Genomic DNA, 13,419 nt, shown 5'->3' with positions numbered 1-13,419 from the left:
AACTCCCTCACCCGTGTGCGGCGGGGTCGACGAGCAGGGCTTCCATGGCGGTGTCCGGGTCGTCGTGCGCACGGAGGGCATCGAGTTCGTCCCGCCATGGTGTCGCCCAGTCCGTGCCTCTGCCGCCGGCCCTGACGAGCGCCAGCGCCAGTAGCCCGGACACGGGCGTCGCGCGGGCACGCAGGCTCCGCGCGGCGGCGAGCAGGGCCGTTCGCTCGCGTGCCCGACGGAGATCCAGGGGCGCGTAGGCGGCCGTCCCCGGCATGCGCCCCGGCCCCGCCTCGCACAGGCGCGCCAGTCGCTCCCACCGGTGCTCTTCGTGCCGGCCGCGCCGTACGGCGTCCAGCGCGGCCTCCCAGGTGAGTTGCGCGGCGTCGGCCTTCAGCCCGACGGCAGCCAGCGTGTCGGCCAGCGCGTCCAGGAGGTGCGGCCCCCTTCCGACGGCGGCGCCGGGCTGCACGACGCCGGAGCATGCGTGGAGCCGCCGCAGGGCGGCGACGCGGACTTGGGGGTCCTGTGCGCGGGCACGCTCCGCCAGTGCCTCGAAGGCGGCCCGGGCGGCGTTCTCGGCGCCGGCTCCCGGCGGGAACCAGGCCAGTTGACCGGCCGCCGCCTCCCACACGCGGCGGGACCTGTCCGGGTCCACCAGCGCCTCGGCGATCACCGCGGTCGCGTCGGTGGCCTCGGGAGTCAGCCAGATCGGCAGGGCCCGGACGGCGGCGACAGCCGCGTCCTCGCCGCCCTCCCGCACGAGCCGCACGAGGAACGCCGTGTACGGCTCGCCCTTCGTGTCGGGCACCACCCGCACGCGCGCGTGCACGACCGCGTCCCGTACGGCGGGTTCGTCCGCTGCCGCGAACAGCCGGTCCGCGATGCCCGGGCGGTCGATCGCGGGAAGCAGCGCACGGGCCAGGACGGCGCGGACGTCGGGGTGCTGGCCCGGAGCGTCCCAGGCCGCGACGAGCGCCTCGAAGGCGTTGTCGGCGTCGGCGTCGTGCAGGGCGCCGAGCGCGCGGGCGGCTTCCTTGCGGGCACCCACGGACAGGTCGGTGGCCGCCGCCACGGGCGCCAGCAGGGCGACGGCGTCGCGGTCGGGCACCCGCTCCAGGAGCCGTCGCAGCGTCGTCAGCGCGGCCCGTCCGCGCACGCCGCCGGCCGCAGCGTGCCGCAGCAGGAAGTCACGCACTTCCGCCTGACCGGTGGCGCCCGGCCGGTCGGCGACCTCACCGAGCGCGACGAGCGCCGCGGCGGCCACCGGCTGCGGGGCCTCGTCGGCGAGTGCCGTCAGCCGTGCCGGATCCCGCAGCAGCGCCGCCGCGTCCGCGCGGGCCCGCAGCGAGGCCGTCTCGTCCATGGCCACGCGCGCGTGGTGCGCGGACCAGTCGTCCCGCTGCCGGGGCAGCCAGCGCCCGGTGCGACCGGGGTGCACCTTGGGCGCCCAGGGGACGGCACGGGGCCGTACCCGCCCGGTGAACCCCTCGCGCACGGCACTGCGCACCAGGTCCAGGAGGTCCGTGCGGCGGGCCACGACGGTCGCCAGGACGAGGGGCACGGTCGCGAACGTGGCGTCCAGGGCCAGCAGTTCCGCGCAGCGCCCCTCCCGCACGTGTGGCGGCCGGACCCAGGCCGCCGCGGCCCGGGCGGCGAGGTCCGGGTCGTCGCCCGTCAGCGCGACCTCGCGGGTCCGGGTGTCCAGGTCGGGCAGGTCGGTGAGGTGGGGGACGAGGAGTTCGGCGAGTGCCGTGGTCACGTCCGGTCGGTTCCGTGCCGTCTCGGAGACGGCCGCCCAGATGGTGGCCGCCGCTGTCCCGTCCACGCTCAGGGCGGTCACCGGGCGCGCGGGCCGTGCCGTCAGGACGACTTCGCCGAGCAGTCCGGCGGCGAACGCGGCGCGGTCCGGGCGGCCGGCCCGTGCGGCGTGTTCGACCACGCGGCGCAGCAGCCGTTCGACGGCGGCCAGAGAGGCGCGCGTACTGTCGCGGGACTGGAGCGTGGTGAGCGCGGCGTCGCGCAGCACCCGGTCGGGCAGGGCGACGAGCAGCCGCGGTGCCGCGCCGGCGAGTTGCCGGAGCGCTCCGAGGCGGACCTCGTCCTGGTCGTGCCAGGCCCGTTCACAGTCGACCGCGATCCGGGCGAACTCGTCCGGGCTGCCCTCCAGTTCCGCGCACGCCAGCAAGGCGGGCCAGGCCACGGCTCTGTGGTGGGAGCGGTGGTTCGCCACGAGTTCCCGCAGCACGGGCTCGCCGTCGGCCAGGGGCAGGGCTGCGGCCAGCCGGGCCCTGGTCCAGGGGCTGCCCTTGTGCTTCGCCAGCCACGGGACGACGAGGTCCACACGATCGGACGGGGCGAGTGCGGCGAGCGTGGTGAGCGGCGCGCTCCGCAGCCGCCGACCGCCCACGACACGGCTGTCGACGACGCGCCGTCGCTCCGTGGGCGGCAAGAGGTCCAGCAGACCGTCGGGGTACACCTCGCGGCGTTCCGGCCCGCGGTCGCGGCTGCCGGCGGCCGGGCAGCGCTCGGCGAGGAACGACAGGTCCTGGACGGGCAGTTCGAGCAGCGCGGTGCGCACGGACGGCGGCAACGGCCCCGCCGGAACGGAGTGTTCCGTCGGCCGCCCGTCGTCGGCGGCCCGCACCGTCCGCAGGACGGCCAGCGCCTCGCCGGGGCGGCGCAGCGCCGAGAGGACCCCGGCCGGGGTGAGGAGCGACGGGGCCCGTTCCAGAAGGACGAGCGCCGCTCCGGGGTCGCGCCGTGCGGCGACCGATGCGACCGCGCGATGCCGGCGGACGAAGCGGCCCCCCTCCTGCTGTGAACTTCCCTCGTGACGTGCCGCCAGATACTCGGCCACGGCGTGAGGTGCGGTACGGGCCAGGGTGTTGAGCGTCCCCGGGGGCGGATCGACGCGGGGCAGCCAGGCCTGTGCCGTCTCAGCGGGGCAGGCGGGCAGTAGCGCGCCCACGTCGCGCGCGCCGTGCCGTTCGTACACCTGGGGCAGCAGCCGGGCGGCGAGCGCGTGGCGGCGGCTGAGCCGGAGAAGCCGGAAGGTCTCGTGGCGGGTGGCCCTGATATCACTCAGGGCCAGGCGTTCCAGGGCCTGTTCGGGAACGGGCAGTCGGAGGGCGGCCGAGCGGGCACGGCGTCCCAGCAGGGGGTCGGCCAGCGCCGCGGCAACCCGGTCCAGGTCACGGCGTACGACGGCCAGGAACAGGGCGGTGTGCCGCTCGTCGGGTTCACCGGTGTCGAGGGCGTGGTGGAGCGTCTGGTACGCGTGCGGGGTGAGGGTGCGGGCGTAACGTGCCAGGGCGCCCATGCGCGCCGGGAACGGCAGGGGATCGAAGTGGGCCCTCAGCCAGGCGGGCGTCAACGGCGCCGGCGGGGTCTGGGGCTGTCGGGACGGCGTCCGGGACGCCTCGTGTCGGGCCATCAGCGCTCACCGTGGAGTCGCTGGGCCTCCTTTCCATACGTCATGGCGGTCATGGTGGCGCTCCGGAGATCTTCGGCGCAAACGATTTGTGCCGCGCGGGAAGTCTGGGCGGGGACGTCGTCGCGCTGCAGCGGGCCAGGGATGTCGTCGCGCAGGAGGTTGAGTGCCCGGGCGCCGGCACGACTCTCCCTGACCGCACGGCGGCCCTGTGTTCCGACCTCATGCTGTTCTCACCTCGAGGAGCGGGACGCCCCGCCGCCCCCGGGCCGTACCGTCGGCAGGCCCGTGGGCGGCGATGTGGTCGACCCCTGCGCGCTCGGCGCGGACACATCGGGGCGGTGGCGCCTCAGCGGCCGAGTTCCTTGCGCGTGACGCGACGCAGCCTGCGCCGCTGCGAGGGGTCCAGCGTGAGGTACGCCGCCGCCGGAACCCCTACCACGATCAGGAACGACACCCACCAGGGCAGCCATATCAGCAGGATGAGTCCGACCGCCACACCCCCTGCGGCGATCTTCGCGTTCTTCGACATGTGCGTCGCCTCCTTCGCGGCCACTGCCGCTCTCTGATCTGAAAACGGGCCCGCGCTTCCCGCGGTTCCGGACCGCAACCCTGAGACGTCCCTGAGGCGCGACCCTTACTCGCCCCTGAGGCCGACGCCCGCAGTACACATTCGAACACTCGGTGAAGTGGCTCAGGTCACAGCCTAGTCATTCGAGGCCGTCCGTCCACGTGCTGTACCGTCGGCGACTCCGGACCCAGTAGTCAAATTTGAGGAGTACGGCAGAGCTGTGCAGAGGATCTCCACGGCACCACCCTCCGAGTTGTCCGAACTGGCCCACTGCTGCACTGTGTTCCTACCGGCCGACCCCGCTCGCGGCGGGCGCGTCGCCTTCTGGCGACCCGATGGCACGGCCCCGCCTGCCGCCGCGTCGGCAGCCCTCGACGAGCTGACCGTCCTGCTGCCGGGCGAGGACGGCGTCGAGCGGGTGCGCGTGCCCGCGGTCCTGCTGCCGGTGCGCACGGCCCTGCCGTTCCTCACGCGCGCGCGTGCGGTCCCGGACCCGCATCGGGCCACCTCGTTCTGGGGCACGGCGGCCGTGCTGGCTCTGCACTTCCTGGCCCGTGGCCTGCTGCTGCCCGGCCTGTCCCCGGGTGATCACGACGCATGGCGGGTGGGCCCGCTGTCCGCCCGGGACGCCGAACTCGTCCGCGAACTCGCCGCCGCCATGCCGCCCGAGGCCCACGCGGTCCCGGTGACCGACGCCGCCGCGACGGCCGACACCGAAGCGGTGGCCCATGCCGACGGGCCGCCTCGGATGCCGGAGCCGGAGCGACTGCTGCGCGCCTTCCTCGACGCCGTCGCCGACGCGCTCCCCCGCTCCCCCGCCGCGCCCCTGGTGACGGGCGGACCGGCCTACGCGGCGCCGGAGCCGCAGCACCTGCCCGGGCAGCGGGCGTGGGCCGACGACGTCGCCGCCGGCCACGACGCGGGCGTTCGGCTGTCGCTGCGCGTCGAGGTGCCCGGTCTCGAAGACGCGGTGGACGGCGTGAACGGCGTGATCGACGACGTCCCCCTCCGTTTCCGGGCCGTGCTCCAGGTGCACCACACGAGCGGGCTCGCCGTCGTCGCGGACGCGGCCGAGGTGTGGGCCGGATCCAGTCCCTCGGGCTCCGCCTTCGGCCCCCGCGCGCGGATGGACGTGCTGCTGGCGCTGCGCCGTGCGGCGCGCGTCTGGCCGCCATTGACGCCCCTGCTCTCGGCGGAGGTGCCGCGGTCCGTCGAACTCGCCGACGAAGAGGTGGCCGAACTGCTCGGGACGGGCGCCCGGGCCCTCGCCGCGGCGGGCATGGACGTGCACTGGCCGAAGGAGCTGTCGCGCGGGCTGTCCACCCACGCGGTCGTCGGACCACCACAGGAAGGCCCGGGACGGGACGGCCATCCCGCGCCCACCCCGTCGTTCATGTCGGCCGCTGCCCTGCTCGGTTTCACCTGGCGGTTCACGCTGGGCGGGGAGGAACTCTCGCGTGCGGAGCTGGACCGCCTCACGGAGGCCAGGCGTCCCCTGGTGAGGCTGCGCGACCGCTGGGTCCTGCTCGACCCCCAGGAGGCGCGCGTTGCCCGCGCGCGGCAGGACCGCCGGCTCACTTCGGTCGAGGCGCTGGGCGCCGCGCTGACGGGCTCCGCGGAGATCGACGGCCACCGCGTCGACGTCAAGGCCTCGGGCTGGCTCGCGGATCTGCGGGAGCGGCTCACGGACCCGCAGGCGCAGGAGGCGGTGGAACCGCCCGCCACGCTCGACGCCACGCTGCGCGACTACCAGCGGCGGGGCCTCGACTGGCTGGCCCGGATGACCTCCCTCGGCCTGGGCTGCTGTCTGGCGGACGACATGGGCCTCGGCAAGACCGTGACACTGATCGCGCTGCATCTGCACCGGCAGACGGACCCCACGGCCGCCGGTCCCACGCTCGTCGTCTGTCCGGCCTCCCTCCTCGGCAACTGGCAGCGTGAGATCGAGAAGTTCGCGCCCGGCACGCCGGTGCGTCGCTACCACGGCGCCGGACGCGGCCTGGACTCACTGGCGGACGGGGAGTTCGCCCTGACGACGTACGGCACGATGCGCCTGGACGCCCCGCGGCTCGGCCAGGTGCCCTGGGGCATGGCCGTCGCGGACGAGGCCCAGCACGTGAAGAACCCGTACTCGGCGACGGCCCGGGCGCTGCGGTCGATCGAGGCACGCGCGCGTGTGGCGCTCACCGGCACGCCGGTGGAGAACAACCTCTCGGAGCTGTGGGCGATCCTCGATTGGACAACCCCCGGGCTGCTGGGCCGCCTGGGCACCTTCCGCACCCGGTACGCGCAGGCGGTCGAGGGCGGCCGGGATCCGGACGCGGCGCGGCGGCTGGCCCGCCTCGTGGGGCCGTTCCTGCTGCGCCGGCGTAAGTCGGACCCGGGCATCGCCCCCGAACTGCCGCCGAAGACCGAGACCGATCGCCCCGTGTCACTGACCCATGAACAGGCCGGCCTGTACGAGGCGTTGGTGCGCGAGACGCTGGAGGCGATCTCCGCCGCCGACGGCATGGCACGACGGGGCCTGATCGTGAAGCTGCTGACCGGCCTGAAGCAGATCTGCAACCATCCGGCGCAGTTCCTCAAGGAGGACGGCCCGAGGATCACCGGACGTTCGGGCAAACTGGAACTGCTGGACGAGCTGCTCGACACGATCCTCTCCGAGGGGGCGGGCGTGCTGGTCTTCACGCAGTACGTGCGCATGGCCCGCCTCCTGGAACGGCATCTGACGGCCCGCGGGGTGCCCTCGCAGCTGCTGCACGGTGGCACTCCCGTCGCCGAGCGGGAGGAGCTCGTGCGGCGGTTCCAGGACGGTGAAGTGCCCGTCTTCCTGCTCTCGTTGAAGGCAGCGGGCACGGGCCTGAACCTCACCAGGGCCGAGCATGTGGTGCACTACGACCGCTGGTGGAACCCCGCCGTGGAGGCACAGGCCACGGACCGCGCGTACCGCATCGGCCAGACCCGGCCCGTACAGGTGCACCGGCTGATCGCCGAGGGCACCGTCGAGGACCGCATCGCCGCACTGCTGGGCCGCAAGCAGGAGCTGGCCGACGCGGTACTCGGCTCCGGCGAGGCGGCGCTCACGGAACTGACCGACGCGGACCTGGCCGATCTGGTGGAGCTGCGCGGGGAGGCCCGATGAACCGGTACGAGGACGACAGGGAGCGCACGTTCGCCGCGCTGCCGCCCGCGCGCGGGCGGGGTTTCGCGCAGACGTGGTGGGGCCGCGCCTGGCTGCGGGCGCTGGAGGACACGGCGCTGGACGGCGAACAGGTGAAGACGGGACGCAGGCTCGCGCGGGCGGGAGCCGTGGGCGCGGTCTCGGTGCGCCCGGGCCGGATCACGGCTGTCGTGCGGGAGAAGGGGCGTACGGCGCACCGGGCGGACGTCCTGCTGGCCGAGCTGCCGCAGGAGCAGTGGTCCCGGTTCGTGGACGTGGCCGTCGAGCGCGCCGGACACCTCGCGGCACTGCTCGACCGTGAGCTGCCCCCGCATCTGGTCGAGGACGCGGCGGCGGCCGGCATCGAACTCCTGCCGGGTCTCGGTGACCTGGAGCCGGAGTGCGACTGCGGGGCCTGGGACCACTGTGGGCACACCGTGGCGCTGTGCCATCAGGTGGCGCGCCTGCTGGACGAGGACCCGTTCGTCCTTCTGCTGCTCCGGGGCCGGGGCGAACGCGCCTTCCTCGACGCGCTCCACGCGCGGGGCACCACGCCTCTTCAGGCGCCCGATCAGGCCGCCGATCCGGCGATCGTCGAGCCGGAAGGCGTGGACGCCGCGGAGGCCTGGGCGGCCGTGGACATCCTGCCTTCGCCGCCCTCCCTGCCGGGTCTCCCCGACGCGCCCGGCACACCACCCGGTCTGGACGCCGAGACCCCACCGGCGCCCGGCGTCGACCCGGCGGCCCTGGAGTACCTCGCCGCGCAGACCGCCGCGGAAGCCCACCGGCTGCTCGCGGACGCGCTCAGCGCCGGTCCGGAGCCGGGGCCGGCCGAGCTGGAGTTGACGGCCGCTCAGGACGCCGTACGGCTGGCCGCGGGCGGCCCTGAGAGGGCCGTCCACGACCGGCTCGCCACGGGGTCGGGACGCGGCCGTGAGGGGTTGGCGACGGCCGTACGCGCCTGGCACCACGGTGGCGCGGACGCGTTGGCCGCGCTCGACGAGGAGTGGCAGGTGACCGGCGAAGCACTCGCACGCGCGCGTGCCGCCCTCGCGACCGCCTGGGACGAGGACGAACGACCGACGCTGCGGGCGACGGGCAACAGGTGGACGCTCCAGGGAGCGGGGATCCAACTGCGCCTGGGACGCGGGGGCCATTGGTGGCCGTACATCGACGAATCCGGCCACTGGTTGCCCGCGGGAGGCCCCGCACGGGATCCGGCGACGGCGCTGGCGACTGCCGGGCTCACGCTGGACGGCGCGTCACTCGAGTGCAATTGACGTTGCGTCATCCCCGGACTTGGCGACTCGACGACTCGTCACCCGACACCAAGGGCTCGTCACGGTAGCCCTTCCACGACCGACGAGTGGACGACGCCCCGCGTTCACCCGTCGGTCGCACATCGTTCCTTCGAGGGCCCAAATCTGGCCGCTGCCAACGCACTTGTGCCCAAGGAGGCCCGAATGTCCCCGCACCCCACCGGTCGGAGCCGAGTCCACCGTTCCCTCGCGACGGGGCTGCCGCTGGCCCTGGCGGTCGCTCTCGTGGCGGCCGGTGCGGCCTCGGCGGCACCGGCCGACGAAGCCGCGCACGTCACCCGCACGGCGACGCTCGGGGACATACCGCTGGGCACGTTCAGCAACGCCCTTCTGCCGGGCAGTGTCGACAACGACCGCGGCGTGGACCTGGGCGGCATCGGCAGCGACATCTACCCGGCCGGCCGCAAGGGCGAGTTCTGGACGATCACCGACCGGGGCCCCAACGGCCAGATCAAGGTGGACGGCAAGAAGCGCCGCACGTTCCCGGTGCCGGGCTTCGACCCGGCGATCGTGAAGATCCGGGTCTCCGGGGACCGCGTGGAGGTGATCGACGCGATTCCGCTGACCACCTCGTCAGGCAAGGGCGTCACCGGGCTGTCCAACCAGCAGGGCCGCGACGAGGCGCCGTACAGCTACGACGCGAAGACGCCGCTGTCGTACAACCCGAACGGCCTGGACACCGAGGGCATCGTGCGGGCCGCGGACGGGACGTTCTGGCTCGTGGACGAGTACGGCCCGTCGCTGATCCACGTCTCCGCGCGCGGGAAGGTCCTCACCCGTTACGTGCCCAAGGGACTGAACCTCACCGGAGCCGACTACCCGGTGGTGGAGGCGCTGCCGTCCGTCCTGCTGCACCGGAAGATCAACCGTGGGTTCGAGGGGCTGGCCCAGCTGCCGGGCGGTGACCTGGTGATGGCCGTGCAGAGCCCGCTCTCCCTGCCGAACGGGGACGCCGGGGACACGTCGCTCACGACCCGACTGCTGCGGTTCTCACCGAGGAAGCAGGCGGTCACCGCCGAGTACGCCTACCGGTTCGACCCGGTGAACGTCGTCGACCCGAGCGAGGACGACACCTCCGAGCTCAAGATCTCGTCCGTGGTGGCCGTGGGAGGTAATCGGCTGCTGGTCGAGGAGCGCACCGACAAGGCGGCCCGGCTGCAGCTGGTGAAGCTGGGACACGGGTCGGACATCCTCGGCGGCCCCTGGGACGACGACACGACGTCCCCGTCCCTGGAGCAGCTGCCCGACCCGGCGGCCGCGGGCGTCCCGGTGCTCGCCAAGCGTCTCGTCGTGGACCTGGGCAAGGTGAGCGGCGTGCCGGGGAAGATCGAGGGCGTCGCGCGTGTGGACCACGACACGCTCGCCCTGATCAACGACAACGACTTCGGGATGACGGACGGCACGGGCGCCTTCGACGCCCAGGGCCGGCTGGTGGACAGCGGCATCGAGACAACCGTGACGTACGTGCGGCTGCCCGACTGCATCTAGGCGGCGCGGTCAGGGCAGTTCGCCCACCAGGGAGGGGATGAGCGATTCGAGGTCGCTCGGCGCCTCGGTGGGCAGCAGGGACTCCCACCCGCTCGGCAGCTTCGACGGCAGCCCGCTGGGCAGCTCGGTGGGAAGGCCGAGGGACGGCCTCGGAGAGCCGCTCGCGCTCGTGCTGCCTTGCGCGGGCGGCTTCTCGTCCGGTGAGTCGTGGTGCCCGGAGGACATCAGCACCACCGTGAGGACGGCTCCCGCGACCGCGAGCACGGCCAGCACGGCGAACAGCGGGCCCCGGGGCCTTCTCGGCTCGTGAGGCTGCGTCGCCGTCCAGTCGACCGAGGTGGGCGGGCCGTAGTTTCCGGATCCTCCGTACGGCGGTCCGAAGCCGCCGCCCGGGGGCGGGGCGTCGGCCGGAGGTCCGGGCGGGCGAGGCGGTACGGGCGGCGTGACCATGCCGTCCAGCCTCGCCCCCTGGCGGGCAGGTGGCGACCTCCGCACCGAAGTTGATACCGACTCATGCTCCGGATCGCATGATTCCGGAGCGTTCCGTGCGAGGGCCGGTCAACCGATCACCGAAGTCCGGTCAATCGATCACCGTGCCTCGCGGTCAGCCCCGCGCACCCAGCAGGTGATCCATGGCCAGCTGATCGAGCCGCTCGAAGGCCATCCCGCGCGCGGCGGTCGCCTCCGCGTCGAAGTCCTCGAAGGCCGTGCGGTCGGCGAGCAGCGCCTGGAGTCCGTCGGCGGCGGTCGGCCTGGCGAGCTGGTCCAGCCGCGAGGCACGCAGCGCCTCCTGGACCTCCGGGTCGGCACGGAAGGCGGCGGCGCGCTCCTTCAGGATGAGGTAGTTGCGCATGCATCCCGCCGCCGACGCCCACACACCGTCCAGGTCCTCGGTCCGCGGCGGCTTGAAGTCGAAGTGGCGCGGGCCGTCGTAACCGGCGCTCTCCAGGAGGTCGACGAGCCAGAAGGCGGCGCGCAGGTCGCCGGCGCCGAAGCGGAGGTCCTGGTCGTACTTGATGCCGGACTGGCCGTTGAGGTCGATGTGGAAGAGCTTGCCCGCCCACAGGGCCTGGGCGATGCCGTGCGGGAAGTTGAGCCCGGCCATCTGCTCGTGGCCGACCTCGGGGTTCACGCCGTACAGCTCGGGCCGCTCCAGACGCTCGATGAACGCCAGCGCGTGGCCGACGGTGGGCAGCAGGATGTCGCCCCGCGGCTCGTTCGGCTTGGGCTCGATGGCGAAGCGCAGGTCGTAGCCCTGGGCGGTGACGTACTCGCCGAGGAGGTCGAACGCCTCCTTCATGCGGTCGAGAGCGACACGCACGTCCTTGGCGGCGCCGGACTCGGCGCCCTCACGGCCACCCCAGGCGACGTACGTCTTAGCACCCAGCTCGGCCGCCAGGTCGATGTTGCGGATCGTCTTGCGCAGGGCGTAGCGGCGCACGTCGCGGTCGTTGGCGGTGAACGCGCCGTCCTTGAAGACCGGATGGGTGAAGAGGTTGGTGGTGGCCATCGGCACGCTCATGCCGGTCGCGTCCAGGGCCTGACGGAAGCGCTTGACGTGGGACTCGCGCTCGGTGTCCGAGGAGCCGAAGGGGATCAGGTCGTCGTCGTGGAAGGTCACACCGTAGGCGCCGAGTTCCGCCAGGCGCCGCACCGTCTCGACCGGGTCGAGGGCGCGGCGGGTGGCGTCGCCGAACGGGTCCCTCCCCTGCCAGCCGACGGTCCACAGACCGAAGGTGAACCTGTCCTCGGGGGTGGGCTGGTAACTCATGCGGCGGCTCCTCGCTTGCTCCGGTCGCGTGCCCCGACTATTTCGTCATGGCGATTTACAAATTAGTATGCGCTCGCGTACCTGGGAAGGGACAAGATGTCCTCGTAGGGGTGACGTCCGGGTGGCCACTGCCTGGGCGCACCGGAAAACACCAGGTCAGATCGCATCTGATCGCGCGAGCCGCGGAAAAGGGAGTGCCCGATGTCAGCAGCCGAGGGTCCGCTCGTCGTCGGCGTGGACTCGTCCACCCAGTCCACCAAGGCGCTGATCGTCGACGCGTCCACCGGAGAGGTCGTGGCGAGCGGCCAGGCGCCGCACACGGTCTCCTCCGGGGCCGGCCGGGAGAGCGATCCGCGCCAGTGGTGGGACGCCCTGTGCGAGGCGCTGAGCCAGTGCGGTGACGCGGCGCACGAGGCGGCCGCCGTGTCGATCGGCGGCCAGCAGCACGGACTGGTCACCCTGGACGCGCAGGGCGAGCCGGTACGCCCCGCGCTGCTGTGGAACGACGTGCGCTCGGCGCCCCAGGCCCGCCGTCTGGTCGAGGAGCTGGGCGGCCCGAAGGCCTGGGCGGAGCGCACCGGCAGCGTGCCCGGCGCCTCCTTCACGGTCACGAAGTGGGCCTGGCTCGCTGAGCACGAGCCGGACGCGGCCCGCGCCACCGCGGCCGTACGGCTGCCCCACGACTACCTCACCGAGCGCCTGACCGGCCAGGGCACGACCGACCGGGGCGACGCGTCGGGCACGGGCTGGTGGGCGTCCGCGACGGAGTCGTACGACGAGGAGGTCCTCCGGCACGTGGGCCTCGACCCGGCGCTGCTGCCCCGGGTCGCACGGCCGGGCGAGGTGGCCGGGACCGTGCGCGACAGCCACGACCTGCCGTTCTCCAAAGGCACCCTGGTCGCACCGGGCACCGGCGACAACGCCGCGGCCGCGCTGGGCCTCGGGCTGCGCCCCGGCACCCCGGTGCTCAGCCTGGGCACGTCGGGCACCGTGTACGCCGTCTCCAAGCGCCGCCCCGCCGACCCGACCGGCACGGTCGCGGGCTTCGCCGACGCGCACGGCGACTGGCTGCCGCTGGCCTGCACCCTCAACTGCACCCAGGCGGTCGACCGCGTCGCGGCCCTGCTGGGCCTGAACCGCGAGGCCGTCGAGCCCGGCGGCTCCGCCGTCCTCCTGCCGTACCTGGACGGCGAGCGCACCCCGAACCTGCCGCACGCCTCCGGGCTGCTGCACGGGCTGCGCCACGACACCACTCCCGGACAGCTGCTGCAGGCCGCCTACGACGGCGCCGTCCACTCACTGCTCGGCGCCCTGGACCTGGTGCTCGACGAGGACGCGGACCGGAGCACCCCGCTGCTGCTGATCGGCGGCGGGGCGCGCGGCACCGCCTGGCAGCAGACCGTGCGACGACTGTCGGGGCGGCCGGTGCAGGTGCCCGAGGCCAAGGAGCTGGTCGCGCTCGGCGCCGCGGCACAGGCCGCCGGGCTGCTGACCGGCGAGGACCCGGCCGCGGTCGCCCGCCGCTGGAACACGGGCGCAGGGCCGGTGCTGGACGCGGTCGAGCGCGACGAGGCCGCGCTGGCCCGGATCTCCGGGGTACTCTCCGACGCGGCCCCACTGCTGGAGCGGGGGACGGACACCCGATGACCGACACCCCGCGCCGAAGGCCCGTACGTGACGCCGACCGAG

8 protein-coding genes are annotated in these 13,419 nt (G+C 74.0%); 4 read left to right on the top strand and 4 right to left on the bottom strand.

Going from position 1 to position 13,419, the window contains the following annotated elements; translation table 11 throughout:
• Positions 1-7: 7 nt before the first annotated feature.
• On the bottom strand, positions 8-3,424 hold the full coding sequence (locus tag IPZ69_RS13880) for a hypothetical protein (protein WP_235454411.1): 3,417 nt from the start codon (positions 3,422-3,424) through the stop codon (positions 8-10).
• 346 nt (positions 3,425-3,770) lie between these two features.
• Positions 3,771-3,953 (bottom strand): hypothetical protein, encoded by a 183-nt coding sequence (locus IPZ69_RS13875; protein WP_054228918.1) that lies wholly within the window; start codon positions 3,951-3,953, stop codon positions 3,771-3,773.
• Positions 3,954-4,212: 259 nt separating this feature from the next.
• Here IPZ69_RS13875 and IPZ69_RS13870 point away from each other — a divergent pair, with 259 nt between their 5' ends.
• The 3 genes from IPZ69_RS13870 (at position 4,213) to IPZ69_RS13860 (ending at position 9,959) form a co-directional block, all read left to right on the top strand.
• Positions 4,213-7,134, top strand: coding sequence for a DEAD/DEAH box helicase (locus tag IPZ69_RS13870; RefSeq protein ID WP_235454410.1), 2,922 nt, complete (start codon positions 4,213-4,215; stop codon positions 7,132-7,134).
• A complete protein-coding gene (locus IPZ69_RS13865) occupies positions 7,131-8,432 on the top strand; it encodes an SWF or SNF family helicase (RefSeq protein ID WP_235454409.1) in 1,302 nt (433 codons plus the stop codon). Before IPZ69_RS13870 ends, IPZ69_RS13865 begins: the two co-directional genes overlap by 4 nt.
• A 183-nt stretch (positions 8,433-8,615) precedes the next feature.
• Positions 8,616-9,959, top strand: a complete 1,344-nt coding sequence (locus IPZ69_RS13860; protein ID WP_235454408.1) for an esterase-like activity of phytase family protein — start codon at positions 8,616-8,618, stop codon at positions 9,957-9,959.
• A 9-nt stretch (positions 9,960-9,968) separates the two neighbouring features.
• On the opposite strand, the gene IPZ69_RS13855 is transcribed toward IPZ69_RS13860, so the two are convergent.
• Entirely contained in the window at positions 9,969-10,409 is a 441-nt protein-coding gene (locus IPZ69_RS13855; RefSeq protein ID WP_235454407.1) for a hypothetical protein, read from the bottom strand.
• Positions 10,410-10,563: 154 nt separating this feature from the next.
• Positions 10,564-11,730, bottom strand: coding sequence for a xylose isomerase (xylA, locus tag IPZ69_RS13850; protein ID WP_235454406.1), 1,167 nt, complete (start codon positions 11,728-11,730; stop codon positions 10,564-10,566).
• Positions 11,731-11,931: 201 nt separating this feature from the next.
• On the opposite strand from xylA, the gene xylB reads away from it, so the two are divergent.
• Positions 11,932-13,377: a xylulokinase gene (gene xylB / locus IPZ69_RS13845; RefSeq protein WP_235454405.1), complete on the top strand. Its 1,446-nt coding sequence runs from the start codon at positions 11,932-11,934 to the stop codon at positions 13,375-13,377.
• Positions 13,378-13,419 lie beyond the last annotated feature (42 nt).

This window comes from Streptomyces olivochromogenes (assembly GCF_021538895.1).
Lineage (GTDB): Bacteria > Actinomycetota > Actinomycetes > Streptomycetales > Streptomycetaceae > Streptomyces > Streptomyces olivochromogenes_A.
This window is presented reverse-complemented; position numbering and strand designations above follow the sequence as displayed.